This is a genomic window from Enterobacter cloacae complex sp. IR5428, assembly GCF_049238585.1.
In the GTDB taxonomy this organism is placed as follows: domain Bacteria; phylum Pseudomonadota; class Gammaproteobacteria; order Enterobacterales; family Enterobacteriaceae; genus Enterobacter; species Enterobacter intestinihominis.
On the sequence record NZ_JBMKHV010000005.1, the window covers coordinates 270,409 to 297,085 of the forward strand.

The following is a 26,677-nucleotide window of genomic DNA, read 5'->3' on the forward strand; positions in this document are numbered from 1 at the left end:
AGAGGACGGGCATGATGATGCATTCATCTGCATGCGACTGTGAGGCGAGTTTATGCGAGACCCTGCGTGGGTTCTCGGCTCAGCATCCTGACAGCGTGATCTATCAGACATCGCTAATGAGCGCCCTGCTAAGCGGCGTCTACGAAGGGGAGACGACGATCGCCGACCTGCTGGCACACGGTGATTTTGGTCTCGGCACCTTTAACGAGCTGGACGGTGAAATGATTGCCTTCAGCAGCCAGGTGTACCAGCTGCGCGCCGACGGCAGCGCCCGCGCCGCTAAGCCGGAGCAAAAAACGCCGTTCGCGGTGATGACCTGGTTCCAGCCGCAGTACCGCAAAACCTTTAACGGTCCGGTCAGCCGTCAGCAGATCCACGACGTGATCGACCAGCAGATCCCCTCCGATAACCTGTTCTGCGCGCTGCGCATCGATGGCAACTTCCGCCATGCGCATACCCGCACCGTTCCGCGCCAGACGCCGCCGTACCGGGCGATGACCGACGTGCTGGACGACCAGCCGGTGTTCCGCTTTAACCAGCGCGAAGGGGTGCTGGTCGGGTTCCGCACGCCGCAGCATATGCAGGGCATCAACGTGGCGGGCTATCACGAGCATTTCATCACCGATGACCGTCAGGGCGGGGGACATCTGCTCGACTACCAGCTGGAGAGCGGCGTGCTCACCTTCGGTGAAATTCACAAGCTAATGATTGACCTGCCCGCCGACAGCGCGTTTTTACAGGCCAACCTTCACCCCAGCAATCTTGATGCAGCGATCCGTTCCGTCGAAAACTAACAGGAGAACTATCGTGAACAGTGAGAAACAGTCACGTCAGTGGGCGCACGGCGCCGATATGGTTGTCGGCCAGCTGGAAGCGCAGGGCGTGAAGCAGGTGTTCGGGATCCCGGGCGCGAAGATCGACAAGGTCTTTGACTCTCTGCTGGACTCCTCCATCGAGATTATCCCGGTGCGTCACGAGGCGAACGCGGCGTTTATGGCGGCGGCGGTAGGGCGGCTGACCGGCAAGGCCGGGGTGGCGCTGGTCACCTCCGGACCGGGCTGTTCCAACCTGATCACCGGCATCGCCACCGCCAACAGCGAAGGCGACCCGGTCGTCGCGCTGGGCGGGGCGGTGAAGCGGGCGGATAAAGCCAAGCTGGTGCACCAGAGCATGGACACTGTCGCCATGTTCAGCCCGGTGACCAAATACGCCGTCGAAGTCAATTCGCCTGACGCGATTGCCGAGGTGGTGTCGAACGCGTTTCGCGCTGCCGAGCAGGGCAGGCCGGGCGGGGCGTTTGTCAGCCTGCCGCAGGATATTGTCGACCAGCCCACCACGGGGGCGATTTTACCCGCCAGCGGCCCGGCGCTGATGGGCCCGGCACCGGAGTCCGCCATTAACGACGTGGCGAAGCTTATCGAGAACGCCAAAAACCCGGTCATTTTACTCGGCCTGATGGCCAGCCAGCCCGCCAACAGCGCCGCGCTGCGCACGCTGCTGGAGAAAAGCCGCATTCCGGTCACCAGCACTTATCAGGCCGCCGGGGCGGTGAATCAGGAGCACTTCACCCGCTTCGCCGGACGCGTCGGCCTGTTCAACAACCAGGCCGGAGATCGGCTGCTGCATCTGGCGGATCTGATTATCTGCATCGGCTACAGCCCGGTGGAATACGAGCCGTCCATGTGGAACAGCGGCGACGCCACCCTGGTGCACATTGACGTGCTGCCCGCCTATGAGGAGCGCAAATATGTTCCCGATCTGGAACTGGTCGGGGATATTGCCGCCACGCTGAATCTGCTTGCCAGCCGAATCGAGCACAAACTTGAACTCAGCCAGCGCGCCTCGGAAATTCTTGTCGATCGCCAGCATCAGCGTGACCTCCTCGACCGTCGCGGCGCATCGCTAAACCAGTTTGCCCTGCATCCGCTGCGCATCGTCCGCGCCATGCAGGACATCGTGAATAACGACGTGACGCTTACCGTGGATATGGGCAGCTTCCACATCTGGATCGCCCGCTACCTCTACAGCTTCCGCGCGCGTCAGGTGATGATCTCCAACGGTCAGCAGACCATGGGCGTGGCGCTGCCGTGGGCGATTGGCGCGTGGCTGGTCAACCCGCGGCGCAAGGTGGTGTCGGTCTCCGGGGACGGCGGATTTTTGCAGTCGAGCATGGAGCTGGAAACCGCCGTGCGCCTCAATGCCAACGTGCTGCACATCATCTGGGTGGATAACGCCTACAACATGGTGGCGATCCAGGAAGAGAAAAAATACCAGCGTCTCTCCGGCGTGGAGTTTGGCCCGGTCGATTTCAAAGCCTATGCCGACGCATTCGGTGCGAAAGGCTTTGCCGTCGAGAGCGCCGACGCGCTCGAACCGACGCTGCGTGCCGCAATGGATGTCGATGGCCCGGCCGTGGTGGCCATTCCCGTCGACTACAGCGATAACCCGCTGCTGATGGGCCAGCTCCATCTCAGCCAGATTTTGTGAATCAATATAAGGACAGAGAAATGCAAAAAGTGGCTCTCGTAACCGGCTCCGGCCAGGGGATTGGCAAAGCGATCGCGCTTCGCCTGGTGAAGGACGGCTTTGCCGTCGCTATTGCGGATTACAACGAAGAGACGGCGAAAGCGGTCGCGGATGAGATCACCCGCAACGGCGGGAAAGCCGTCGCCGTGAAAGTGGACGTCTCTGACCGCGACCAGGTGTTTGCGGCGGTGGAAAAAGCCCGCACCGCGCTGGGCGGCTTCAACGTCATCGTCAACAACGCCGGGGTGGCGCCGTCTACCCCTATCGAATCCATCACGCCGGAAATTGTCGACAAGGTCTACAACATCAACGTGAAAGGGGTGATCTGGGGCATTCAGGCCGCGATTGACGCGTTCCGCAAAGAGGGGCACGGCGGTAAAATCATCAACGCCTGCTCCCAGGCGGGCCATACCGGCAACCCGGAACTGGCGGTGTACAGCTCCAGCAAGTTCGCGGTGCGCGGTTTAACCCAGACCGCCGCGCGGGATCTCGCGCCGCTGGGGATCACCGTTAACGCCTATTGCCCGGGCATCGTCAAAACGCCGATGTGGGCGGAAATCGACCGTCAGGTCTCCGAGGCGGCGGGTAAACCGCTCGGCTACGGAACGGAAACCTTTGCCAAACGCATCACGCTTGGCCGTTTGTCCGAACCGGAAGATGTGGCCGCCTGCGTCTCTTACCTCGCCGGACCAGACTCCGACTACATGACCGGTCAGTCGCTGCTGATTGATGGTGGGATGGTGTTCAACTAAATTCTAATAAGCTCTGACATGAACTTTCCCCTGCTCCCGTGCAGGGGCTTTTTTTTGTCTCCTCAGCCATTGTGCATTACACTGCGCGCTGCAAAACTTTAGTCTTAAGATCTGACAGGCGGTAACAGCGATGAACGGTACAATCACAACGTGGTTTAAAGATAAAGGCTTCGGATTTATCAAAGATGAAAACGGCGACAACCGCTATTTTCACGTGATTAAGGTCGCCAACCCTGATCTGATTAAGAAAGATGCGGCGGTGACCTTCGAACCCACCACCAACACCAAAGGCCTTTCCGCGTATGCGGTGAAGGTGATCCCGGAGAGCAAGCATCTTTATATCGCGGGCGAGCGCGTGAAGCTCACCTCGATCAAATCCTTCGTGGTGTTCAGCGAAGAAGAGCCCGTTGAGACCAAAATCGACAAAGAGAACGCGGTGCTGTCGGTGGGGCTACTGATGAACAGCATCAAGCCGAAAAGTGAGAAAAAACCGGGCGAGATGCGCACGGTGAAGAAGCTGGCGATCACCACCTTCCAGAACACGACGATGATCTTCACCGAAGATGAAATCGACATCGACGCGACGGTTAAGCTGCTGAAGTAATTTTATGCCGGGTGGCGGCTACGCGTTACCCGGCCTGCACGTTCTTCCTTTTCGACCGCTTTTTAACCTGCTATAACAAACTCCTTACCTTGCAGGGAGTCACCGCCGTGCCCGAAATCAATCAACATGGTCAAACCGTTAACGATATCGTCCCCGACTGGAAATGTGCCCGAGCGCTAACTCGCACGCCGCTAACCGGCCAGTATTGTCGTCTGGAACCGTTGGACGCAGAACGCCACGCGGCGGATCTGTTTGAAGCTTACGCACTGGGCGATGACAGCGACTGGACGTGGCTTGCCAGCACCCAGCCTGTGAGCGTTGAGGCTACTGCGCACTGGGTGCTTGGAAAGGTGCTGGATGACGACCTGGTGCCCTTTGCCGTTATCGATCTGCGCACCGAAAAGGCGGTAGGGCTGGTGAGCTATATGGCGATTGAACGCTTTCTGGGATCGGTGGAAATTGGCCACGTCACCTGGTCGCGCAAGATGAAAGGCACCCGCATTGGCACCGAAGCGGTGTGGCTACTGCTGAAAAATGCCTTTGAGCATAAATATCGTCGGCTGGAGTGGAAGTGCGATTCGATGAACACCGCCTCACGCAACGCGGCGGAGCGGCTGGGGTTTGTCTGGGAAGGGCGCCTGCGCCAGAAGCTGGTGCGCAAAGGACGCAACCGCGACAGCGATATGCTTTCGATTATTGACGGCGAGTGGCCGCAAAGGGACGCGGAGTTGCGCGCCTGGCTGGCGGCGGAGAATTTTGACGCCCAGGGGCGGCAGATTAAGCGGCTGGAGGCGTTTCGTTTATAAGCTTTTTATGTAGGGTACAGCGCAAAGATGCAGTTAATCCGCGGAAATCGCGATTTCAATCAGGTTGGTTTTTCCTGACTGCAGTCCGCGGGTTACCGCTTCGGCGATGTCTGCAGCATCGGTTATCCGACAACAGCGAATGCCCATGGCGGTGCCCAGCGACTGAAAATCGATGTGCGGATTAATCAGATCCATCCCGATAAAGCGCCCCAACTGCGTCGAGCTGTAACCCGGCTGTCCTTTCATAAAGTTTTTAAGAACGTTGTACTCCAGGTTATTCATCACGATAAAGGTGACCGGCAGGTTTTCGTGTGCTGCCGTCCAGAGCGCCTGCGGCGAATACAGCGAGGCGCCGTCGCCCATCAGGCACACTACCGGCTCGCGGCCCAGCCCCAGCGAGTGGCCCACCGCCGCAGGCATACCCCAGCCCAGACCGCCGCCGCGCATGAAATAGTAGCGCTGGTGCTGCGTGTCGGAGATAAAACGTCGGACATGTCTGGCTGTGGCAATCGCTTCATCAACAATGGTGACGCCCGGCGGAACGGCTTTGATGACTTCATAGGCCGCCACCATCGGCGAAATGGCCGGGCGCAGCCGCTCGGCAGCCAGACGTTCTTCCTGCAGTTGCCACTCTTTTTCACGTTCAGCGCGTGCCGTTTTGAGCAGCCGCTGATGCGTCAATTTGCCTGCCACCAGGCGCTGCTGAAGCAGAGGTAAGAGCGCCTTCAGGGAGAGTTTTATATCCCCCATCACCGACAGGCGTGTAGCGTAGGTGCGGCCCAGCTCGTTCATGTCGGCGGAGAGCTGGTAGACCGCGCATGAGCCCGGAATCGCGTCTCCTTCGCTGTATAATATGGTGATCAGGCTTCTGCCCCCAATGATAAACACCGCGTCGTAGGCATTAACGATGCTGGCAATTTCACTGGCGGTGGTAGGCATATTGCCGCGCCAGAGGGCATGCTGCGTGGGAAAGGGCAAATTCAACGGCCACGATGAGCCGTAAACGTGTGCACCTAGCGCTTCTGCAAGCTGGACAATCTCCGGCGTCGAGCCGCTGGAGTGAACTTCATCCCCCGCCACAATCATGATCCTGCCGGGCGTAACCTGGCTCAGGTCCGCCGCCAGCTCGTCCAGGGAGCCCGCGACGGTGTGATAGTTCACTTTGGAGGCCGTTTGTATCCCGGCGTCGCTCAGCTCTTCCATCACGTTCATTGGCAGAGAGAGCAATACGGGCCCGGCGGGGGGATAGCTGGCAGCATGGAACGCGCGACGCACCAGCACCGGGAGCTGGTCGGCGCTGGTGACCTCCTGCGCCCATTTCACCACCGGCGATCCAATGGAGACTATGTCATCGTACAGGAGCGGGTCGCGCACGTAGTGCCGCGTGTCCTGTTGCCCGACGGTGACAACCAGCGGCGTTTTCATGATCCGCGAGTTGATTAAATTTCCCATTCCGTGCCCAAGACCGCTGGCGGTGTGCAAATTGATAAAACCGGTTTTGCCGGAGGCTTTCGCGTAGCCGTCGGCAATCGCCACCACGGTGCTCTCCTGAAGCGCCAGAATATAGTGAATATTTTCATGCCGGAGCAGGGCATCAATGAGCGGAAGTTCGGTGGTGCCGGGGTTGCCAAAAATATATTCCACGCCTTCACTCTCCAGCACTTCAAGAAGAATGTCGGCACCTGTTCGCATATTTAAATCTGATAAGGACGTTAATGACTTAATCATAATGACACCTCATTCAGCGTTATTTAAGTCATGCTAAAATTCTTCCTGCGTTGGCCGGACGACAATTTCATTTACATCAACATCATCAGGCTGCTCGATAGCAAATAATACGGCCCGCGCAATGGCATCTGCCGGAATAGCCTGCTTATAAAATTCATGCAGGAATTTTTTACTCTCTTCGTCAGAACTGCCGAACTGCAGTTCGCTCTCGACCGCACCGGGAGAAATAAGCGTAGTGCGGACCGTTTTACCCACCTCCTGACGCAAGCCTTCGCTCAGCGCGCGGACGGCGAATTTCGTGGCGCTGTAGACCACGCCGCCGGGTGCAAGCACCTTAATACCGGCCACAGACGCAACGTTAATAAAATGCCCGCCACCCTGGCGCTGGAACACCGGTAACGCCGCCGCAATGCCGTATAAAACGCCTTTGAGGTTGGTATCGATCATCCGATCCCACTCGTCGGTCTTGCGCTCGCTGATGGGGGCGATAGCCATAAAGCCCGCGTTGTTGATCAGCACATCGACACGTTGGTATGCGGCAACGGCAGCGTCAATCGCGTGCTGGACCTCCTCCTGACGGGTCACGTCCGCCTTCACGGCAATCGCCCGGCCGCCCTGCTGGATGATGCGATCCACCAGGGCGTTAACTCTGTCCAGGCGACGCGCCACCAGTACCAGAGAAAAAGGCTTATTCGCTAAATACAGGGCAATAGCCTGACCGATACCGCTGCTGGCGCCGGTGATAACAACAACGTTGTTTGCACTATTATTCATGATCTTATCTCGCGGTTGAGTGATGCAAAAATAAAGGCAGGAGAGAATTAAAGAATAATGACGCTTTCTTTAATTTCAGTTTAAAATATATTGTATATTTCGAATGGAAAGACATTCGATTAAACTTAGTTGAATTACGGGAGCAGTGTCAACAGACTTTTAAATGAACAAAATAATTGCCGGGTAATATTTATTTCTTATAGTTATCGAAAAATATTATCGTAATGAAGGGATGTATTGAAAACCCTCTCGTTTTACGGAGAGGGCAGAATATTAAACGTTCTGTAATGCCTGACGAACCGGCGCGCCGTTCGCCACGTAATACGCCGCCGTGCTCTTCGCCAGCGGCTCGCGCCCGCGAATCGCATCAGCAATTTTCTCGCCGATCATAATCGTGGTGGCGTTCAGGTTGCCGGTAATAATCTGCGGCATGATCGACGCATCCACCACGCGTAACCCTTCCAGCCCGTGAACGCGGCCTACGCCATCGACCACCGCCATTTCGTCGTAGCCCATCTTGCAGGTGCCGCACGGATGGAAGGCGGTTTCGGCGTGGTTACGCACGAACTCGTCCAGCTGTTCGTCGGTCTGGCATTCGACGCCCGGGCTGATTTCGCGACCGCGATACTTGTCCAGCGCCGGCTGGTGCATGATCTCACGGGTGATGCGGATCGCGTCGCGGAACTCCTGCCAGTCCTGCTCGTGGGACATATAGTTGAACAGGATCGCCGGATGCTGATGCGGGTCGCGGGACTTAATCCGTACGTGCCCGCGGCTCGGCGAGCGCATGGAGCCGACGTGGCACTGGAAGCCGTGTTCTTTCACCGCGTTCGAGCCGTTGTAGTTAATCGCTACCGGCAGGAAGTGATACTGAATATTCGGCCACTCGAACTCCTCGCGGCTGCGGATAAACCCGCCCGCTTCGAAGTGGTTGCTCGCACCCACGCCGGTGCCGCCAAACAGCCACTCCGCGCCAATCTTCGGCTGATTCCACCACTGCAGGGCAGGGTAGAGGGAAACGGGCTCTTTGCATTCATACTGAAGGTACATCTCCAGGTGATCCTGCAAGTTTTCCCCCACGCCGGGTAAATCATGTACCAGCGGGATTTCAAACTGCTTCAGCAGTTCAGCGTTGCCCACGCCGGAGCGCTGGAGGATCTGCGGTGACGCAATAGCGCCCGCGCACAGCAGTACCTCTTTCTTCGCTGTCGCTTTTGACGGAATGGTGCTTTCGCCTTCCAGCCACTCGACGCCCACCGCGCGCTTGCCGTCAAAGATAATGTGATCGGTCATGGCGTGGGTGCGGATGGTCAGATTCGGGCGCGGTTTGGCCTGATCCAGATAGCCGCGCGCGGTGCTGGCGCGTCGGCCCTGCGGCGTGACCGTGCGATCCATCGGGCCAAAGCCTTCCTGCTGATAGCCGTTGAGATCGTCGGTGCGCGGGTAGCCCGCCTGCACGCCTGCCTCCACCATCGCTTCAAACAGCGGGTTCACGCCCGGCTTAGAGGTGGTGACGCTCACCGGACCGTCACCGCCGTGGTAGTCGTTAGGCCCCACGTCGCGGGTCTCTGCTTTGCGGTAGTAGGGCAGGCAGTTGAGATAGCTCCAGTGCTCCAGACCCGGTTCTTTCGCCCAGTTGTCCAGATCCATTGCGTTGCCGCGCACGTAGCACATGCCGTTGATCAGCGACGAGCCGCCCAGCCCTTTTCCGCGTCCGCACTCCATGCGGCGGTTGTTCATGAAAGGCTCTGGCTCGGTTTCATAGGCCCAGTTGTAGCGCTTGCCCTGCAACGGGAAGGCCAGCGCGGCAGGCATCTGGGTGCGGAAGTCAAAGCGGTAGTCCGGCCCGCCCGCCTCAAGCAGCAGGACGGTGGTGTTCGGATCTTCAGTCAGTCGTGTTGCCAGAACGTTGCCGGCAGAGCCGGCCCCGATAATGATGTAGTCAAATTGCAAATAAACCTCCCGGTTAAAATATGGACTGGAATTTACCCATCTCAACCTGGATGGACTTCACCTGGGTGTAACTCTGAAGCGTCATGACGCCGTTCTCGCGGCCAATGCCGGAGTGTTTGTAGCCGCCCACCGGCATCTCCGCGGCGGATTCGCCCCAGGTGTTGATCCAGCAGATACCCGCTTCGAGCTGATGAATAGCGCCGTGGGCGCGGTTCAGATCGGCGGTGACAATGCCCGCCGCCAGACCGTAGTCGGTGTCATTGGCGCGACGAATGGCCTCTTCGTCAGTGTCATAGGAAAGAATGGACATCACCGGGCCGAAGATCTCTTCGCGCACGATGGTCATTTCGTCGGTGCAGTCGGTGAACACGGTCGGGGCAACCCACGCGCCGTTATCAAAGCCGTCACCCTTCATCACGTCACCGCCGCACAGCACGCGCGCACCTTCCTCTTTGCCTTTGGCGATGTAGCGCATCACGCTGTCGCGGTGCGGGAAGCTGACCATCGGGCCGAAGTTAGTGTTTTCATCGAACAGGTCGCCCGCGCGGATGCGGCCCACGCGCTCAACGATTTTTTGCTCAAACGCGGCTTTGAACTTCGCGGGCACGAACACGCGGGTGCCGTTGGTGCACACCTGACCGGAGCTGAAGAAGTTGGCCATCATGGCGATATCTGCCGCGAGATCCAGATCCGCATCGTCAAACACTATCAGCGGGGATTTACCGCCCAGCTCCATCGTCACCTCTTTCAGGGACGAGGCCGCCGAGTTCGCCATCACCTTTTTGCCGCTGGCGACGCCGCCGGTAAAGGAGATTTTGGCGATGCCCGGATGCTCGGTCAGGTACTGGCCGGTTTCCGCGCCCACACCCGGCAGAACGTTAAACACGCCGTCCGGCACGCCCGCTTCGGTGTAGATTTCCGCCAGTTTCAGGGCGGTAAGCGGCGTTACTTCGCTCGGCTTGAAGATCATCGCGTTGCCCGCCGCCAGCGCCGGGGCGGATTTCCACAGGGCGATCTGGATCGGATAGTTCCACGCGCCGATGCCCGCCACCACGCCCAGCGGCTCGCGGCGGGTGTAGACGAAGGAGGTCTCGCGCAGCGGGATCTGGCTGCCTTCCAGTGCCGGGATCAGCCCCGCGTAGTACTCCAGCACGTCCGCGCCGGTGACGATGTCGACGGTCGAGGTTTCAGAAAACGCTTTACCGGTGTCGAGGGTTTCCAGCTTTGCCAGCTCGTCGTTGCGCTCGCGCAGGATATCGACGGCGCGACGCAGGATGCGTGAGCGCTCCATGGCCGTCATCGCCGCCCAGATTTTTTGCCCGCGCTTTGCGCTATCCACGGCGCGGTCCACGTCTTCACGCCCGGCGGCCTGCACGCTCGCCAGAACTTCACCGTTGGCCGGGTTGATGGTCTCGAAGGTGCGACCGCTGGTGGCGGATGTATAACCACCATTGATATAAAGCTGCTGTTCTGCCATTCGGGACATGCTTCCTCCTCGGTTATTCGGTCGGTAAATGCTGGCTGATAAAGTGGCTGGTAAGCGACTGGGCCAGGGTTTTATCCAGCGGTTTGCCGCTGAGCGCGGCGCGCAGCCACAGCCCGTCAATCAGTGCGGCGAGCCCGTAGCCCGCCTCTTCAGCCTGTTCACGCGGCAGTTCGCGGCGGAATTCGTACACCAGATTTGAGAGCAACCGGCGGCTGCTGACCTGCTGCAAACGATAGAGCATCGGCTGATGCATGCTGCTGGCCCAGAAGGCCAGCCAGGCCTTCATCGCCGCGCCGCTGACCTGGGTTTCATCAAAATTGCCGCCGACAATCGCCTGCAAACGCTGCTCTGCACTGCCGTCCGGCAGGGCGCGTAAACGGCTTAATACCGCATCGCGTAACTGACCGGTGATGTCGCGCATGGTTGCTTCCAGCAGACCGTTTTTATCTTTGAAATAGTGGCTGATGATGCCCGTGGACACGCCCGCCCGACGGGCGATTTGCGCGATGGTTGCGTCATGCATTCCCACTTCATTAATTGCTTCCAGCGTGGCATCGATGAGCTGCCTGCGCCGGATCGGCTGCATCCCCACTTTGGGCATTTTTGCCACTCCATTCATCAGCGTTGGTAATCTATTAAAGCGGTTTTTGATTGGACGTTCAATATAAAATGTGTCTTAATTGTTGCGATTTTGGATTTTAATAGTTACAAAAACAGTGGGGATACTGGATGACAGACCTTTCACAAGACAGAGAAAAAGACAAAATCAACCCGGTCGTTTTTTTTACGTCCGCCGGGCTGATTTTGTTGTTTTCCCTGACGACTATCTTCTTTCGTGATTTTTCTGCCGAGTGGATTGGGCGCACCCTGAACTGGGTGTCGAAGACCTTCGGCTGGTACTACCTTCTGGCGGCGACGCTCTATATCGTCTTCGTCGTCTGCATTGCCTGCTCGCGCTTCGGTTCGGTGAAGCTTGGGCCGGAGCAGTCCAAGCCCGAGTTCAGCCTGCTGAGTTGGGCCGCGATGCTGTTTGCCGCAGGCATTGGCATCGACCTGATGTTCTTCTCCGTGGCGGAACCGGTCACGCAATATATGCAGCCGCCGGAAGGGGCAGGGCAGACGATGGAGGCCGCGCGTCAGGCGATGGTCTGGACGCTGTTCCACTACGGCCTGACGGGCTGGTCAATGTATGCCCTGATGGGCATGGCGCTCGGATACTTTAGCTATCGTTATAATTTGCCCCTTACCATCCGCTCCGCGCTGTACCCGATTTTCGGGAAAAAGATCAACGGCCCGATTGGCCACAGCGTCGATATCGCGGCGGTGATCGGCACCATCTTCGGCATCGCCACCACGCTCGGGATTGGCGTAGTGCAGCTTAACTACGGGCTGAGCGTGCTGTTTGACATCCCGGATTCGATGGCGGCGAAGGCGGCGCTAATTGCGCTGTCGGTGATCATCGCTACCATCTCGGTGACCTCCGGCGTGGATAAAGGTATTCGCGTGCTCTCCGAGCTGAACGTCGCGCTGGCGCTGGGGCTGATCCTGTTCGTGCTGTTTATGGGCGACACCTCGTTCCTGCTCAACGCCCTGGTGCTCAACGTAGGTGATTACGTGAACCGCTTTATGGACATGACGCTGAACAGCTTCGCCTTTGACCGCCCGGTGGAGTGGATGAACAACTGGACCCTGTTCTTCTGGGCGTGGTGGGTGGCCTGGTCGCCGTTTGTCGGCCTGTTCCTGGCGCGCATTTCGCGTGGCCGCACCATCCGTCAGTTCGTGATGGGCACGCTGATCATCCCATTCACCTTCACCCTGCTGTGGCTGTCGATTTTCGGCAACAGCGCGCTGCACGAAATTATCCACGGCAATGCGACCTTCGCGCAGGAAGCGATGGTGCACCCGGAGCGCGGCTTCTACAGCCTGCTGGCGCAGTACCCGGCGTTTACTTTTAGCGCGTCCGTAGCAACCATTACCGGCCTGTTGTTCTACGTCACCTCGGCGGACTCCGGCGCGCTGGTGCTGGGGAACTTCACTTCGAAGCTCAAAGACATCAACAGCGATGCGCCGAACTGGCTGCGCATCTTCTGGTCCGTCGCCATCGGCCTGCTGACGCTCGGGATGCTGATGACCAACGGCATTTCGGCGCTGCAGAACACCACGGTGATCATGGGCCTGCCGTTCAGCTTCGTGATCTTCTTCGTGATGGCCGGGCTGTATAAATCGCTTAAGGTGGAAGACTACCGCCGCGTCAGCGCCAGCCGCGACACCGCCCCGCGGCCGATGGGCGCGCAGGACAGATTGAGCTGGAAGAAACGCCTGTCGCGCCTGATGAACTACCCGGGCACGCGCTACACCAGCCAGATGATGGAGACGGTCTGCTTCCCGGCGATGGAAGAGGTGGCGCAGGAGCTGAAGCTGCGTGGCGCCTACGTGGAGCTGAAAAACCTGCCACCTGAAGAGGGCGAAACCCTGGGGCACCTGGATCTGCTGGTGCACATGGGCGACGAGCAGAACTTTGTTTATCAGATCTGGCCGCAGCAGTATTCGGTGCCCGGCTTTACCTACCGGGCGCGCAGCGGGAAATCGACCTACTACCGGCTGGAGACCTTCCTGCTGGAAGGGAGCCAGGGGAATGATTTGATGGATTACAGCAAGGAGCAGGTAATTACGGATATTCTGGACCAGTATGAACGGCACCTGAACTTTATCCATCTCCACAGGGAAGCGCCGGGGAATAGCGTGATGTTCCCGGATGTCTAAACGGATTCTTAAAATACCTTCAGACTGTATATAAATACAGTTATTTGGCGCAGCATTACTCAAGGAAGAGTAACCATGCAGCAAGAGCCTGATGCTGAAGCATTCGGGCTTTTGCTGCGTTTAGGGAAGGAACTATGGATGAGTCATGCGATAGAGTTTATCGAAACATCACTCTTTACCCGACAGTTTAAAAGCATTGCTACGGATGATGAATTAAAGGATCTGCAAAAGGAACTTATTGCCTGGCCTGATAAAGGTGACCTGATCCAGCAGACGGGGGGTTTACGTAAAATAAGGATGGCGGCAGGCTCAAAGGGAAAGAGAGGGGGGATCAGAGTGATTTACTTTCTTGCCACAGAGGAGGTGATCTATTTCATTATGGCCTATCCAAAATGCATAAAGGACAGCCTGACAGAGACAGAGAAAGCAGAACTTAAAAAGCTGACTTCCATTCTGAAAAATACTGCTTCCAGTGCCGTAAATTTGAGGTGTACTATGTACCCTAATCAGGCAGGTGGAGGCTGATAATGAGTATTTTTAATGAATTAAAATCTTCGCTTGAAGAGGCCGTTGAGATCCATAACGGAAGAAAAGCCGCTTCCCGGGTAACCCGCTATGAAGTTGCTGATGTGCGCGCCATCAGAGAGCAGCTCAATATCACGCAAAGCGAAATGGCGAAGGCGCTTGGCACGAGCGTCGATACGATAAAGAGCTGGGAGTCTAAACGTCGCAACCCAACCGGGCTGGCGGCGAAGGTACTTAATGTGATTCGGGAGAATCCTGCATTTTATAAGGCACTTGCCGGGCAGTGAGTCGCCCTTATGCCGGGTGGCGCTGAGCCTACCCGGCCTACAAAACTCCAAAACTGCTTTACCCTAGGCCTGATAAGCGAAGCGCCATCAGGCTCTCCCTCCGTTGACATAACTTTAATGATAACTATTTTCATTTAAATATAGCCTGTGCTATACCTTATAGCACGGGCTAATTTTGCTTTTAATTTAATCACCTCAGGAGACTTCTGCGATGCATCCACGGCAAGGATTGAAGCGTCTGTTGCTCGGCGCGCTGCTTATGACCGCGACCACAACCGGCGCGCTGGCGGCTGAAAAGTTCCAGGTCATCACCACTTTTACCGTTATCGCTGATATGGCGAAAAACGTAGCGGGGGATGCCGCAGAGGTCACCTCCATCACCAAACCGGGCGCGGAAATTCACGAATACCAGCCCACCCCGGGCGATATCAAACGCGCGCAGAAGGCGCAGCTGATCCTGGCGAACGGCATGAATCTGGAGCTGTGGTTCCAGCGCTTTTATCAGCATCTGAACGGCGTGCCGGAGGTGATTGTTACCAAAGGCATCACCCCGATGGGCATCAGCGAAGGGCCCTATAACGGCAAGCCCAACCCGCACGCGTGGATGTCGCCGGACAACGCCCTGATTTACGTCGATAACATCCGCGACGCGCTGGTGAAGTACGATCCGGCCAACGCGCAGACCTATCAGCGTAACGCCGACGCCTACAAGCAGAAGATTACCGCTACCCTTGAACCGCTGCGCAAGCAGGTCACGGCGATCCCGGAAGACAAACGCTGGATGGTGACCAGCGAAGGGGCGTTCTCCTATCTGGCGCGGGATTTGGGCCTGAAAGAGCTGTACCTGTGGCCGATCAACGCCGATCAGCAGGGCACGCCGCAGCAGGTACGCAAGGTTATCGATCTGGTGAAAAAACATCACATTCCGGCGGTGTTCAGCGAAAGCACCGTCTCGGATAAGCCCGCCCGTCAGGTGGCGCGTGAAACCGGCGCCCATTACGGCGGCGTGCTGTACGTCGACTCTCTGAGCGCAGAAAACGGCCCGGTGCCGACCTATATCGATCTGCTGAACGTCACCACCCGCACGCTGGTGCAGGGCATCCGCGACGGGATGAAGGAGTAACCATGCAGAAGGGGATTGTTGTAACCGACGTGACCGTGACCTACCGCAACGGCCACACGGCGCTGCGCGACGCGTCGTTCAGCGTGCCGGGCGGATCGATTGCCGCCCTGGTGGGGGTGAACGGTTCCGGCAAGTCCACGCTGTTTAAGGCGGTGATGGGCTTTGTGCGGGCGGCGAGCGGCACTATCTCCATTCTCGGGCTTCCGCCTCACCGGGCGCTGCGCCTGAACCTGGTCGCCTACGTGCCGCAGTCGGAAGAGGTCGACTGGTCATTTCCGGTGCTGGTCGAGGACGTGGTGATGATGGGCCGCTACGGGCATATGGGGTTTCTGCGTCGGCCTAAAGAGCGCGACAGGCAGATTGTAACCGACGCCCTGAAGCGCGTGGACATGCTTGAGCTGCGCCATCGGCAGATTGGCGAGCTCTCCGGCGGCCAAAAGAAGCGCGTGTTTCTGGCGCGGGCGATTGCCCAGCAGGGCGAGGTGATCCTGCTCGACGAGCCGTTTACCGGCGTGGACGTCAAAACCGAAGCCAGGATCATCAGCCTGCTGCAGGAGCTGCGCGACGAGGGTAAAACGATGCTGGTCTCGACCCACAATCTGGGCTCGGTCACGGAATTCTGCGATTACACGGTGATGGTCAAAGGCACCGTGCTGGCGAGCGGCCCGACGGATATCACTTTTACCGCTGAGAATCTTGAGCGCGCCTTCAGCGGCGTGCTGCGCCACGTGGTGCTCAGCGGCTCGGAAGATCGCATTATTACCGACGACGAACGCCCCTTCGTCACGCACCGACAGGAGGCCAAATGAACGTGCTTCTCGAACCCTTCGGCTACGAGTACATGCTCAACGCGATGTGGGTCTCGGCGATGGTGGGCGGGCTGTGCGCGTTTCTCTCCTGCTATCTGATGCTCAAAGGCTGGTCGCTGATCGGCGATGCGCTGTCGCACTCCATCGTGCCGGGCGTAGCGGGCGCTTACATGCTCGGGCTGCCGTTCTCGCTGGGGGCGTTTTTATCGGGCGGGCTGGCGGCGGGCAGCATGCTGTTTCTCAACCAGCGCAGCCGCCTGAAGGAGGACGCCATTATCGGGCTGATCTTCTCCTCGTTTTTCGGGCTGGGGCTGTTTATGGTCTCACTCAACCCGACCTCGGTGAACATTCAGACCATCGTCCTCGGCAATATTCTCGCCATCGCCCCGGAAGATATCGTCCAGCTGGCGATTATCGGCGTGGTGTCGATAGTTATCCTGCTGTTCAAATGGAAAGATCTGATGGTGACCTTTTTTGATGAGAACCACGCCCGCGCCATCGGTCTGCGCCCGGAACGTCTGAAAATTCTCTTCTTTACGCTACTGGCGGTCTCTACCGTGGCGGCGCTGCAAACCGTCGGCGCATTTCTGGTGATCTGTCTGGTGGTTACGCCCGGTGCGACCGCCTGGCTGCTGACCGATCGCTTCCCGCGCCTGTTGATGATTGCCGTCGCCATTGGCAGCATCACCAGCTTCCTCGGTGCGTGGGCCAGCTATTACCTGGACGGCGCCACCGGCGGCATTATCGTGGTCGCCCAGACGCTGCTGTTCCTGCTGGCGTTCGTCTTTGCGCCGAAGCACGGGCTGCTTGCCAGCCGCCGTCGGGCGCGGGAGGCACATCCATGATGACGCTGCTCCTCGAACCGTTCCAGTTTGCGTTTATGAACAACGCCCTGATGATTTCACTCCTGGTGGCCGTGCCCTGCGCGCTGCTGTCGGTTTTTCTGGTGCTGAAAGGCTGGGCGCTGATGGGCGACGCCATGAGCCACGCGGTGTTTCCCGGCGTCGTGCTGGCCTGGATGATGGGCCTGCCGCTGGCGCTGGGCGCATTCGTGGCCGGTCTGTTCTGCGCGGTCGCCACCGGATACCTGAAGGATAACAGCCGAATCAAGCAAGATACGGTTATGGGGATCGTCTTTTCCGGCATGTTCGGCGCCGGGCTGATCCTCTATATCGCCGTCAAACCTGAGGTGCATCTCGACCACATTCTGTTCGGCGATATGCTGGGCATTAACGGGATGGACATTCTGCAAAGCGGTCTCGTCGCGGGGTTAATTGCGCTGGTGATTGGCCTGAAGTGGCGCGATTTTCTGCTGTTCTGCTTTGACTATCAGCAGGCGCAGGCGAGCGGCTTGCGCACCCGCTGGCTGCACTACGGCTTACTGTGCATGGTTTCGCTGACCATCGTGGCGACGCTGAAAGCGGTAGGGATAATTCTGTCGATTTCGCTGCTGATTGCCCCCGGCGCGGTGGCGGTGCTGATCACCCGACGCTTTCACATGGCGCTGCTGGTGGCGGTCGCCGTTTCAGCGCTGGTGTCGGTAAGCGGCGTTTATGCCTCGTTTTATCTCGACAGCGCGCCCGCGCCGACCATTGTGGTCCTGTTCGCGTTGGTGTTTATCGTGACGTTTGTGTTGACCAGCGTGAAGGCACGTCGGCAGGAGCGTGTGACAGCAGGGTGATGACCTGTTCGCCGTGCTGCTGCCAGTGAAGGGTGAAGGCAGTGCCTTCCTCAAAGCCTGCAAGATGACGGGTCAATGCCAGCGTAAGCGTCCTGTCGTCGAGCAGGGTAACGCGGGCGCTGTCAAAACCCATCCAGGCCTGCACCTGCGGAAAGAGGGCCTTGAACAGGCTCTCTTTGGCGCTGAACGCCAGCGTCAGGGCGAGGGCGAACGGGTATCCCGAGCGGGAAAGCACAGGTTCTTCCTGCATATCAATAATGCCGTCTTTGATTTCCCAGGCTTCGTTTTCGGAAAGGATCGTTTCACAATCGATGCCGATAAGCGCAGGGTATTGCGTGACGACGGCCATCGCCTGCGTGCCGCTGTGGGTGATGCTGCCGGAAATACCTTGCGGCCAGAGCGGTTCGCCGCTGGGTCCGATGCCGGGGATTACGCGCTCGTTTAGCGCATGCGCCGCGGCGATGCGGCCTGCCAGGTGGTCGGATTTGCGCTTGCGTCCGGCGTCAGCCAGCTGTGCGTGATGGGGGAGCCAGAGGAGATCGGCGTCGGTGAAGGTGGTGGGGTCGAAAGTGATGCGGTGAAGGGTGTGGCCGGCGAGAGAAAATGTGCTGTGGGTTGTGTGCATGGTTTTCCCTTCAGTATTGTGCGGCCTGATGCCCTCACCCCGGCCCTCTCCCAAAGGGCTGAGGGTTCGCCACAAATTAATGCGAGCACTGAGCAATCCCCTCGCCCCTCCGGGGAGAGGGTTAGGGTGAGGGGAATATACGGCGGTGGTGGTCATTCCGTTCACTTTATGTTCCTTGCTACTCTGTAACGACATGACCGGTGAACGTGCCAGGGTGGCTCAGTCGCCACCACCCTGGCGACCCGGGCTCCCGGCGGTAAATCGCCGCTTCGCGGTGCCCTCGGCTTATTCCTTCCGGCTTATCGGGTACGGGCGGAGGCAACGTCCCTGTAAAGCCGCCCTCTCGGCGCATCCCTGCGCCTCGCCCCGGCCGGAAGGCAAACGCCTCAGCGATTTACAGCCGGACCAGGGCATCACTGACAGCCCTCAGTCATTTAGAAAGCAACTTTATTGCTTCTGCATAAAAAAATTACTGGGGATCCCTCAGCCCACAGGGAGAGGGGGAAGTCACTGCCTGTATCAGAACCTCGTATTCACGCTCATGTACCAGGTGCGACCCGGCTCATTATACGTATACGCACCCGCACCGTACATATACGCACCCGTCGTGGTATTACCCGTGGTCTGGGCGTTACCGGCGCGCCACTGGCGCTTGTCGAAGACGTTGTCCACGCCGCCGGTCAGGCTGACGTTTTTGGTCATGTCCCAGGTCGCGCTCAGGCCAACGATGCTGTACGGGCTGACTTCGTCTTTCTCAGACCCGGTCACCGGCTGACCTTTGTAGTTGTACTTCTTCGGCTGCTGCTTGCCGTACCAGGTGAAGGTCGACTGCAATGAGACATCCTGACGTACCTGCCAGCTCAGGGTAGAGTTCAGCGTATACTCCGGGATGATCGACAGACGATCGCCGGTCTCCTTGTTCTTGCTTTGCAGCATGTAAGTGATGTTGTTGGTCCAGTTGATGGTGTCGCTGACCGGCACGTTCAGGGAGCCTTCCAGACCTTCCACTACCGCCTTCGGTACGTTTTCCCACTGGTAGATATCGGTGGTGACTTTGCCGGTGGACGTCTGGCCAATCGGCGCGTAGCCCGCTTCAATCTTGTTGCGATAGTCGTTGCGGAACCAGGTCACGCCCGCCAGCCAGCCGTCGCGTTTCCACTCCAGGCCAATCTCTTTGTTGATGCTGGTTTCCGCTTTCAGATCGTCGTTACCCATCATGTAGCAGCCCACGCCGTCGGAGCTGGCGTAGCAGCCCTGGCCTTTACTGTACAGCAGGTAGTTCGGGTTGGTCTGATACAGGCTTGGCGCTTTATAGGCGCGCGCGATGCCCATCTTCAGGGTGAAGTCATCCCCCAGACCTTGCGACAGGTTCAGGGACGGGCTCCAGTTATTGCCGACAATAGTGTGGTGATCGAAGCGCAGGGCAGGGGTCAGCATGGTGCTGTCGGTCAGCTCCATGTTGTTTTCGGCGAACAGGGAGAAGATCTCCGCTGACGTGTAGGGGCTACGGTCTTCGCTCATGCCCGGGATGGTGCCGCCCTGCTGGGTTTGCGTGAAGGAAGTCGAGTCCTTCATGCGCTGCTGGTTCCACTCGGTGCCGAGCGTTAGGTTCTGGTTCACAATGAAATCAATCGGCAGGTTGATTTCGCTGTGCAGCATCACGTCGGACAGATCGGTGTCGGTGAATTTATTGCTGTTGAACAGACCTTCAGTACCGCCCGCCAGTCCTTCACCCAGACGGGAGTTGCGGGTGTGCTCGTACTGCGCCCAGTTGCTGGTGGTAATGCCGTTATCCCAGCCGCCGTTCCAGGTCACGGCGAAGTTCTGACGATAAATGCGGTTTGTCTCTTTACCGTAGTTCTTCTTCACCAGCGCGTTGTCGTTGTTGGTGTTCTGCGTATCGCCCGCATACAGGTTGTTCTGGCGGCTGTAGCCCGCTTCAAACTCCAGCGACTGCATTGGTGCGAAGTCCCAGCGCACCACGCCGTTGATGTCTTTGTTTTCCACACCTTCACGGCCTGCGGGCAGGGTGTTGGCGTAGGCACCGGTACGTTCAGACTGGTGACCCTGGTTGATGTCCCACGCATCGGCCTGGGTTTTGTCCAGGTTACCAAACATGCGGAAGCTGAAGTCGCCGCCCAGCGGGCCGCTCAGGCTGAAGTTGGTGCGTTTAGTCGAACCTTCGTCCTTATGTTCTGGCGCGTTCAGATAGGTGTTCCAGGAGCCGTGCCACTGGTCGTCGAATTTTTTGGTGATGATGTTCACCACCCCGCCCGCCGCGCCGTTACCGTAGCGTGCAGCGGCCGGGCCACGGATCACTTCGATGCGCTCGATCATCTCTGGCGGTACCCAGCCGGTATCGCCGCGGGTGTCACGCTCGCCGCGCCAGCCCAGACGGATGGAGTTGCGGCTGGTGACCGGCTTGCCGTCAATCAGGATCAGGGTGTTTTCCGGGCCCATGCCGCGAATGTCAATCTGGCGGTTGTTCCCGCGTTGGCCGCTGGTGGAGTTGCCGGTCAGGTTAACGCCCGGCATGGTGCGGATGATTTCCGCCACGTCGCGCGCGGGCGGGTTTTTGCGGATCTCGTCGGCGGTGATGGTCGACACGCCCGGCGCCTGCAAATTCTGCTCGGCGGCGGTGATCACCATGGTGTCTTCGTGCTGCGCGGAGGCGGTGTTGTCGTCTGCCATGGCGGGCAGCGCGACACCATAAATCCCTAAATTGACCAGCAAGGCCAGAGAGTGAATCTTCTTATTCATTGTACGTCCCGCTTTTATGGTTATTTAATGAGCGCGCTTCCCACAGCGCGGGCATTACGCTATTGCAAATGCAAATAGTTATCAATAATATTATCAATAAAATTTGCTCTGAAACAAAAAAGACTGTTAAACATGGGGTTATAAGGGTGACGGCGTTAACAACCGGAAGTGAAGCGTGGTGGCAGGCGAAAAACGGGCCGGAACGGGAACGTCATCAGGAAAACTATCGCGTGACATTCTGGTGGCGGGACCCGGCGGGAACGCAGAAAACGTCGACGATTAAACGCGTCTGGCTCTACGTCACCGGCGTGACCGATCACCATCAAAATGCCCGTCCGCAGTCCCTTGAACGTATCCCGGATACCGACGTCTGGCAGTGGCAGGGCGAGTTCAGCCCCGAATGGCGCGGCAGCTACTGTTTTATCCCCTCCGACAATGAAGATGATTTTGCCAGCGCAGTGTTTGAAGGCGAGCAGCCGGACCGCATGGCGCTGCGCGAAGGCTGGCGCAAACTGCTGCCGCACGCGGTTTCCGATCCGCTGAATGCCCAGAGCTGGCGCGGCGGACGCGGGCACGCCGTCTCGGCGCTGGAGATGCCGGAGGCGCCCGTACAGCCCGGCTGGAATCATCCCGATACGCCCTATAAAAAGCCTGTCTGCATTGAGTGGCACAGCGCGCGTCTGAAGAACCATCGCCGCGTGTGGATTTTTACCACCGGGGATGAAAGCCCCGAGCGCCCGCTGGCGGTGCTGCTTGATGGGCAATTCTGGGCCGAAAGCATGCCCGTCTGGCCTGCGCTGGCGTCGCTCACCCATGAAGGCAAACTGCCGCCTGCGGTTTATGTCTTAATCGACGTTATTGACACCGCACACCGCAGCCGCGAGCTGCCGTGCAACCCTGATTTCTGGCTGGCGGTGCAGGACGAACTCCTCCCGCAGGTGAAAAGCATGGCCCCGTTCAGCGACCGCGCCGACCATACCGTGGTGGCGGGCCAAAGCTTCGGCGGGCTCTCTTCCCTCTATGCGGGCCTCAACTGGCCGCAGCGTTTTGGCTGCATCCTCAGCCAGTCCGGATCCTACTGGTGGCCGCACCGCGGCGCGCAGCAGGACGGGCTGCTCATTGAACAACTCAAAGCGGGTGAAAAAACCGCTCGCGGGCTGCGCATCGTCCTTGAGGCCGGGCGCAACGAGCCGCTTATCTTACGCGCAAACCAGGCGATCCTCGCCGAACTACACACTCAGCAACCGGTTTTCTGGCGTCAGGTTGACGGCGGACACGATGCGCTTTGCTGGCGCGGTGGGCTGACACAGGGGCTGATGACCCTCTGGCAGCCGCTTATTCAATAACGGAGTCTGTATGGAATTCAGCAATCCTTTCGATAATCCGCAGGGACAGTTCGCCATTTTGCAAAATGACCAGGGGCAGTACAGCCTGTGGCCGCAGGAGTGCGAGTTGCCCGCGGGCTGGCGCGTGGTGTGCGAACCGCAATCTCAGGAGGCGTGCCAGCAGTGGCTGGCGGAACAGTGGCAGACGCTTGAGCCGTCTTACTTTGCGGGGGAGCGCGCATGAACCGTCTCCCTCTTGTCGCCGCCCAGCCGGGGATCTGGATGGCAGAGCAGCTTTCCTCCCTGCCAAACGCCTGGAGCGTGGCGCACTACACCGAACTGAAAGGCGCTATCGATGCGCCATTGCTGGCAAAAGCCATCGCTGAAGGCATGATGCAGGCCGACACCCTGCGCACGAGTTTCGCTGAGGATAACGGCGAGGTGTGGCAGTGGGTCGATGAGGCCATGATCCTGCCGGAGCCGTCCATTGTGCGCGTTAACTCCCACGACGCCGCCGTGGCGCTGATGGAGGCCGATCTCAACCAGAACCTGCGCGTCGACAGCGGTCAGCCGCTGGCGTTTCACCAGCTGATTCAGGTGGGAGAAAACCACTGGTACTGGTATCAGCGGTATCATCATCTGGTGGTAGATGGCTTCAGTTTCCCGGCCATTACCCGTCAAATCGCCGCCATTTACGCTGCGTGGCAGAAAGGTGAACCTGCGCCCGCCTCCCCGTTTACTCCGTTCGCCGAGGTGGTAGAGGAGTATCAGCGCTATCGCGACAGCGAGGCGTTTCAGCGCGACGGTGCTTTCTGGGCCGAACAGCGCAAACAGCTTCCTTCTCCGGTCTCGCTCTCTTCCGCGCCGCTGCCGGGACGTGCCGCCACCACCGACATCCTGCGCCTGAAAATGGCGATGGACGGCCGTGCGTTCAGCCAGCTTGCACAGAAGGCAGGCCAGGCGCAGCGTACCGATCTGGCGCTTGCGCTGGTGGCGCTGTGGCTGGGCCGCCTGACCGGACGGCTGGACTACGCCGCCGGGTTTATCTTTATGCGCCGCATGGGCTCCGCCGCGCTGACCGCGACCGGACCGGTGCTTAACGTCCTGCCGCTGGCGGTGAATATTCGCCCGCACGAGAGCTTGCCAGCGCTGGCGCTGCGCCTGGCGAACCAGCTGAAAAAGATGCGCCGCCATCAGCGCTACGACGCCGAGCAGATCGTGCGCGACAGCGGGCAGGCCGCAGGGGACGAACCCTTGTTTGGTCCGGTGCTGAACGTCAAGGTGTTCGATTATCAGCTGGATATCGACGGCGTGGAGGCCATTACCCACACGCTGGCGACCGGCCCGGTGAACGATCTGGAGCTGGCGCTGTTCCCGGACGAGCAGGGCGGACTAAGCATTGAGATCCTCGCCAACAGGCAGCGTTACGACGAGGCGACGCTGAAGGGGCACGCGGCGCGGCTGAACGCAATGCTGACGCAGTTTGCCGCCAACCCGGACCTGCGCTGTGGCGACGTGGAAACCGTATCAGAGCAGGAATACGCCCGGCTGGCGCGAATCAACGATACCGGGCTGGCGCTGCCGTCCACCACGCTGGCGGACCTTGTCGCGGAGCAGGCGAGCAAAACGCCGGACGCCCCGGCGCTGGCGGATGCCCATACTGAGCTGAACTACCGCCAGATGCGCGAGCAGGTGGTCGCGCTGGCAAATCTGCTGCGCGCGCGCGGCGTGAAGCCGGGCGACAGCGTGGCGGTGGCGCTCCCGCGCTCGGTGTTCCTGACCCTGGCGCTGCACGGGATTGTTGAAGCTGGCGCCGCCTGGCTGCCGCTGGATACCGGTTACCCGGACGACCGTCTGCGGATGATGCTGGAGGACGCGAAGCCGTCGCTGCTCATTACCACCGACGAGCAGCTTCCGCGCTTTAACGATCTGCCGATCGCCACCTTTAGTTACAACACACTATTACCGGCCACCGATGCTGAACCTCTGCGCCTGGCGAAGCCGGAGCAGACCGCGTACATCATCTTTACCTCCGGTTCGACGGGACGACCAAAAGGCGTGATGGTCGGCCATACCGCCATCGTTAACCGCCTGAAGTGGATGCAGGATCATTATCCACTGGCGGCGCATGACGTGGTGGCGCAGAAAACGCCGTGCAGCTTTGACGTGTCGGTGTGGGAGTTCTGGTGGCCGTTTATCGCCGGGGCGAAGCTGGTGATGGCCGAGCCGGACGCGCACCGCGATCCGCAGGCGATGCAGAGCTTCTTCGCACAATATGGCGTAACCACCACCCACTTCGTGCCGTCGATGCTGGCGGCGTTCGTCGCCTCGCTGACGCCGGAAAACGTCGACTGTTGCAGGACGCTGAAGCAGGTGTTCTGTAGCGGCGAGGCGTTGCCGACTGCGCTGTGCCGCGAGTGGGAACAGCTCACCCATGCGCCGCTGCACAACCTCTATGGCCCGACCGAAGCGGCGGTGGACGTCAGCTGGTATCCGGCGTACGGCTCCGAGCTGGCGGCGGTGGAAGGGAACAGCGTGCCGATCGGCTTCCCGGTGTGGAATACGGGGCTGCGCATTCTGGACGCGATGATGCGCCCGGTGCCGTTCAGCGTGGCGGGGGATCTGTATCTCACCGGCATCCAGCTGGCGCAGGGGTATCTGGGACGCCCCGACCTTACCGCCAGCCGCTTTATCGCCGATCCTTTTGCCCCCGGCGAGCGGATGTACCGCACCGGGGACGTTGCCCGCTGGCTGGACAACGGCGCGGTGGAATATCTGGGCCGCAGCGATGACCAGTTAAAAATCCGCGGACAGCGTATCGAACTGGGCGAAATCGATCGGGCGATGCTCGCGCTGCCGGATGTGGCCCAGGCCGTGGCGCACGCCTGCGTGTTCAACCAGGCAGCGGCGACGGGTGGCGATGCCCGCCAGCTGGTGGGGTACGTTGTCTCCGAATCCGGCTTACCGCTGGATCGCGACGCGCTGCTAGCATCACTCAAAGCCCAGCTGCCGCCACATATGGTGCCAGTGGTGCTGCTGCAAATCAGCGCGCTGCCGTTAAGCGCCAACGGCAAGCTGGATCGCAAGGCGTTGCCGCTGCCGGAGCTGACCAGCAAAACCTCTGGTCGCGCGCCTGAGACACAAACCGAAGTCGCCGTGGCGCAGGCGTTTTCTGCCCTGCTGGGCTGCGCAGTGAACGATATCGAATCCGATTTCTTTGCCCTCGGCGGCCACTCGCTGCTGGCGATGCGCCTCGCGGCTCAGCTCAGCCGTGCGTTCAGCCGTAAGGTCACGCCGGGCCAGATTATGGTCGCCTCGACGGTGAGTAAGCTTAGCGGCCTGCTGGACTCGCAGATGAGTGACGAGCAGGCGCAGCGTCTGGGGTATGAAACTGTTCTCCCGCTGCGTGAAAGCAACGGCCCGACGCTGTTCTGCTTCCATCCGGCGTCCGGCTTTGCCTGGCAGTTTAGCGTCCTGGCGCGCTACCTCAGCCCGCGCTGGTCAATCGTCGGCATTCAGTCTCCCCGGCCTGAGGGGCCGATGCAGCAGTGTGCGGATCTCGATGCGGTGATCGAACATCATCTGAACACGTTGCGTAAGCAACAGCCGCAGGGACCGTATTATCTGTTCGGCTATTCCCTCGGCGGCACGCTGGCGCAGGGCATTGCGGCGCGTCTGCGCGAGCAGGGTGAAAACGTAGCGTTCCTCGGCCTGCTGGATACCTGGCCGCCGGAAACCCAGAACTGGGCGGAGAAAGAGGCCAATGGCCTCGATCCGGAGGTGCTGGCGGAAATTGAGCGCGAGCGTCAGGCGTTTATCGCCGCCCAGCAGGGTCAAGGTTCCAGCGAGCTGTTTAACGCTATTGAAGGCAACTACGCCGATGCGGTGCGGCTGCTTACTACGGCGCACAGCGCGCGGTTTGACGGTAAAGCGACGCTGTTTGTCGCCGAACGCACGCGAACCATGGATCCGCAGGCCGCATGGGCGCCGTGGGTGAGTGCGCTGGAGGTGTACAGCCAGGACTGCGCCCACGTGGATATTATTTCACCGCAGGCGTTTGAAAAGATTGGGCCGGTACTGAAGGAAATTTTTGGATAGTGCAAATGCCCGGTGGCGCTGCGCTTACCGGGCCTACGGGAGCGAAATGTAG

The 26,677-nt window shown here is 59.3% G+C and carries 22 protein-coding genes; 15 read left to right on the plus strand and 7 right to left on the minus strand.

All coding sequences use genetic code 11. The features are described 5' to 3' along the window. Nucleotides 1-14 precede the first annotated feature (14 nt). From budA to ACOTXC_RS09580, 5 genes are all read left to right on the plus strand, one after another. Complete coding sequence (budA, locus tag ACOTXC_RS09560) at nucleotides 15-794, plus strand: acetolactate decarboxylase (protein WP_139153954.1); 780 nt, start codon at nucleotides 15-17, stop codon at nucleotides 792-794. After that, nucleotides 766-2,487, plus strand: coding sequence for an acetolactate synthase AlsS (gene alsS, locus ACOTXC_RS09565; protein ID WP_421767591.1), 1,722 nt, complete (start codon nucleotides 766-768; stop codon nucleotides 2,485-2,487). Before budA ends, alsS begins: the two co-directional genes overlap by 29 nt. Nucleotides 2,488-2,507: 20 nt before the next feature. Next, nucleotides 2,508-3,278 (plus strand): (S)-acetoin forming diacetyl reductase, encoded by a 771-nt coding sequence (locus ACOTXC_RS09570; RefSeq protein WP_022647359.1) that lies wholly within the window; start codon nucleotides 2,508-2,510, stop codon nucleotides 3,276-3,278. A 130-nt stretch (nucleotides 3,279-3,408) separates the two neighbouring features. Further along, nucleotides 3,409-3,882, plus strand: a complete 474-nt coding sequence (locus ACOTXC_RS09575) for a cold-shock protein (RefSeq protein WP_022647360.1) — start codon at nucleotides 3,409-3,411, stop codon at nucleotides 3,880-3,882. 107 nt (nucleotides 3,883-3,989) lie between these two features. Next, nucleotides 3,990-4,688 (plus strand): GNAT family N-acetyltransferase, encoded by a 699-nt coding sequence (locus tag ACOTXC_RS09580; protein ID WP_275062482.1) that lies wholly within the window; start codon nucleotides 3,990-3,992, stop codon nucleotides 4,686-4,688. A 33-nt stretch (nucleotides 4,689-4,721) separates the two neighbouring features. On the opposite strand, the gene ACOTXC_RS09585 is transcribed toward ACOTXC_RS09580, so the two are convergent. The 5 genes from ACOTXC_RS09585 to betI all read right to left on the minus strand — a co-directional run bounded on the left by ACOTXC_RS09585 (nucleotide 4,722) and on the right by betI (nucleotide 11,230). Next, a complete protein-coding gene (locus tag ACOTXC_RS09585) occupies nucleotides 4,722-6,416 on the minus strand; it encodes a thiamine pyrophosphate-binding protein (RefSeq protein ID WP_023299540.1) in 1,695 nt (564 codons plus the stop codon). Between the two features lie 33 nt (nucleotides 6,417-6,449). Next, entirely contained in the window at nucleotides 6,450-7,190 is a 741-nt protein-coding gene (locus ACOTXC_RS09590) for an SDR family oxidoreductase (protein ID WP_023299541.1), read from the minus strand. A gap of 273 nt (nucleotides 7,191-7,463) precedes the next feature. Further along, entirely contained in the window at nucleotides 7,464-9,143 is a 1,680-nt protein-coding gene (betA, locus tag ACOTXC_RS09595; RefSeq protein WP_421767592.1) for a choline dehydrogenase, read from the minus strand. A gap of 13 nt (nucleotides 9,144-9,156) precedes the next feature. Further along, nucleotides 9,157-10,629 (minus strand): betaine-aldehyde dehydrogenase, encoded by a 1,473-nt coding sequence (betB, locus tag ACOTXC_RS09600; RefSeq protein ID WP_421767593.1) that lies wholly within the window; start codon nucleotides 10,627-10,629, stop codon nucleotides 9,157-9,159. Between the two features lie 13 nt (nucleotides 10,630-10,642). Next, the gene (betI, locus tag ACOTXC_RS09605) at nucleotides 10,643-11,230 is read right to left on the minus strand and encodes a transcriptional regulator BetI (RefSeq protein WP_023299544.1); all 588 of its coding nucleotides are present in this window, start codon (nucleotides 11,228-11,230) and stop codon (nucleotides 10,643-10,645) included. 128 nt (nucleotides 11,231-11,358) lie between these two features. Here betI and betT point away from each other — a divergent pair, with 128 nt between their 5' ends. The 7 genes from betT to ACOTXC_RS09640 all read left to right on the plus strand — a co-directional run bounded on the left by betT (nucleotide 11,359) and on the right by ACOTXC_RS09640 (nucleotide 17,817). Beyond that, nucleotides 11,359-13,392, plus strand: coding sequence for a choline BCCT transporter BetT (betT, locus tag ACOTXC_RS09610; protein WP_421767594.1), 2,034 nt, complete (start codon nucleotides 11,359-11,361; stop codon nucleotides 13,390-13,392). 138 nt (nucleotides 13,393-13,530) lie between these two features. Then, nucleotides 13,531-13,917 (plus strand): type II toxin-antitoxin system RelE/ParE family toxin, encoded by a 387-nt coding sequence (locus tag ACOTXC_RS09615; protein WP_421767608.1) that lies wholly within the window; start codon nucleotides 13,531-13,533, stop codon nucleotides 13,915-13,917. Between the two features lie 2 nt (nucleotides 13,918-13,919). Continuing rightward, nucleotides 13,920-14,204 (plus strand): NadS family protein, encoded by a 285-nt coding sequence (nadS, locus tag ACOTXC_RS09620; RefSeq protein WP_003858821.1) that lies wholly within the window; start codon nucleotides 13,920-13,922, stop codon nucleotides 14,202-14,204. Nucleotides 14,205-14,415: 211 nt separating this feature from the next. Further along, nucleotides 14,416-15,327, plus strand: coding sequence for an iron/manganese ABC transporter substrate-binding protein SitA (sitA, locus tag ACOTXC_RS09625; RefSeq protein WP_032624705.1), 912 nt, complete (start codon nucleotides 14,416-14,418; stop codon nucleotides 15,325-15,327). Between the two features lie 2 nt (nucleotides 15,328-15,329). After that, complete coding sequence (sitB, locus tag ACOTXC_RS09630) at nucleotides 15,330-16,136, plus strand: iron/manganese ABC transporter ATP-binding protein SitB (protein WP_063150380.1); 807 nt, start codon at nucleotides 15,330-15,332, stop codon at nucleotides 16,134-16,136. Then, entirely contained in the window at nucleotides 16,133-16,981 is an 849-nt protein-coding gene (sitC, locus tag ACOTXC_RS09635) for an iron/manganese ABC transporter permease subunit SitC (RefSeq protein WP_032624704.1), read from the plus strand. The genes sitB and sitC overlap by 4 nt, the downstream gene beginning before the upstream one ends. After that, the gene (locus ACOTXC_RS09640) at nucleotides 16,978-17,817 is read left to right on the plus strand and encodes a metal ABC transporter permease (protein ID WP_058646737.1); all 840 of its coding nucleotides are present in this window, start codon (nucleotides 16,978-16,980) and stop codon (nucleotides 17,815-17,817) included. Before sitC ends, ACOTXC_RS09640 begins: the two co-directional genes overlap by 4 nt. On the opposite strand, the gene entD is transcribed toward ACOTXC_RS09640, so the two are convergent. Both entD and ACOTXC_RS09650 read right to left on the minus strand, forming a co-directional pair. Continuing rightward, complete coding sequence (entD, locus tag ACOTXC_RS09645) at nucleotides 17,753-18,442, minus strand: enterobactin synthase subunit EntD (RefSeq protein WP_317578860.1); 690 nt, start codon at nucleotides 18,440-18,442, stop codon at nucleotides 17,753-17,755. The genes ACOTXC_RS09640 and entD overlap by 65 nt on opposite strands. A 519-nt stretch (nucleotides 18,443-18,961) precedes the next feature. Further along, on the minus strand, nucleotides 18,962-21,202 hold the full coding sequence (locus ACOTXC_RS09650; RefSeq protein ID WP_046618946.1) for a TonB-dependent siderophore receptor: 2,241 nt from the start codon (nucleotides 21,200-21,202) through the stop codon (nucleotides 18,962-18,964). A 146-nt stretch (nucleotides 21,203-21,348) separates the two neighbouring features. Here ACOTXC_RS09650 and fes point away from each other — a divergent pair, with 146 nt between their 5' ends. Genes fes through entF form a run of 3 tightly spaced genes read left to right on the plus strand, consistent with a single transcriptional unit; the run spans nucleotide 21,349 to nucleotide 26,625 of the window. Beyond that, nucleotides 21,349-22,548: an enterochelin esterase gene (fes, locus tag ACOTXC_RS09655; RefSeq protein WP_038415624.1), complete on the plus strand. Its 1,200-nt coding sequence runs from the start codon at nucleotides 21,349-21,351 to the stop codon at nucleotides 22,546-22,548. 10 nt (nucleotides 22,549-22,558) lie between these two features. After that, nucleotides 22,559-22,771, plus strand: coding sequence for an MbtH family protein (locus ACOTXC_RS09660; protein WP_032624700.1), 213 nt, complete (start codon nucleotides 22,559-22,561; stop codon nucleotides 22,769-22,771). Next, nucleotides 22,768-26,625 carry an enterobactin non-ribosomal peptide synthetase EntF gene (entF, locus tag ACOTXC_RS09665; RefSeq protein WP_421767595.1) on the plus strand — a complete coding sequence of 1,286 codons (3,858 nt, stop codon included), beginning with the start codon at nucleotides 22,768-22,770 and terminating at the stop codon, nucleotides 26,623-26,625. The genes ACOTXC_RS09660 and entF overlap by 4 nt, the downstream gene beginning before the upstream one ends. Nucleotides 26,626-26,677 lie beyond the last annotated feature (52 nt).

Coding starts and splice junctions, on each gene's coding strand:
- sitA (WP_032624705.1), top strand. CDS start 14,416: ATGCATCCACGGCAAGGATTGAAGCGTCTGTTGCTCGGCGCGCTGCTT.
- entF (WP_421767595.1), top strand. CDS start 22,768: ATGAACCGTCTCCCTCTTGTCGCCGCCCAGCCGGGGATCTGGATGGCA.
- betT (WP_421767594.1), top strand. CDS start 11,359: ATGACAGACCTTTCACAAGACAGAGAAAAAGACAAAATCAACCCGGTC.
- ACOTXC_RS09650 (WP_046618946.1), bottom strand. CDS start 21,202: ATGAATAAGAAGATTCACTCTCTGGCCTTGCTGGTCAATTTAGGGATT.
- ACOTXC_RS09585 (WP_023299540.1), bottom strand. CDS start 6,416: ATGATTAAGTCATTAACGTCCTTATCAGATTTAAATATGCGAACAGGT.
- betB (WP_421767593.1), bottom strand. CDS start 10,629: ATGTCCCGAATGGCAGAACAGCAGCTTTATATCAATGGTGGTTATACA.
- alsS (WP_421767591.1), top strand. CDS start 766: ATGCAGCGATCCGTTCCGTCGAAAACTAACAGGAGAACTATCGTGAAC.
- sitB (WP_063150380.1), top strand. CDS start 15,330: ATGCAGAAGGGGATTGTTGTAACCGACGTGACCGTGACCTACCGCAAC.
- ACOTXC_RS09590 (WP_023299541.1), bottom strand. CDS start 7,190: ATGAATAATAGTGCAAACAACGTTGTTGTTATCACCGGCGCCAGCAGC.
- budA (WP_139153954.1), top strand. CDS start 15: ATGATGCATTCATCTGCATGCGACTGTGAGGCGAGTTTATGCGAGACC.
- nadS (WP_003858821.1), top strand. CDS start 13,920: ATGAGTATTTTTAATGAATTAAAATCTTCGCTTGAAGAGGCCGTTGAG.
- ACOTXC_RS09570 (WP_022647359.1), top strand. CDS start 2,508: ATGCAAAAAGTGGCTCTCGTAACCGGCTCCGGCCAGGGGATTGGCAAA.
- sitC (WP_032624704.1), top strand. CDS start 16,133: ATGAACGTGCTTCTCGAACCCTTCGGCTACGAGTACATGCTCAACGCG.
- entD (WP_317578860.1), bottom strand. CDS start 18,442: ATGCACACAACCCACAGCACATTTTCTCTCGCCGGCCACACCCTTCAC.
- ACOTXC_RS09660 (WP_032624700.1), top strand. CDS start 22,559: ATGGAATTCAGCAATCCTTTCGATAATCCGCAGGGACAGTTCGCCATT.
- betI (WP_023299544.1), bottom strand. CDS start 11,230: ATGCCCAAAGTGGGGATGCAGCCGATCCGGCGCAGGCAGCTCATCGAT.
- ACOTXC_RS09575 (WP_022647360.1), top strand. CDS start 3,409: ATGAACGGTACAATCACAACGTGGTTTAAAGATAAAGGCTTCGGATTT.
- ACOTXC_RS09615 (WP_421767608.1), top strand. CDS start 13,531: ATGAGTCATGCGATAGAGTTTATCGAAACATCACTCTTTACCCGACAG.
- ACOTXC_RS09640 (WP_058646737.1), top strand. CDS start 16,978: ATGATGACGCTGCTCCTCGAACCGTTCCAGTTTGCGTTTATGAACAAC.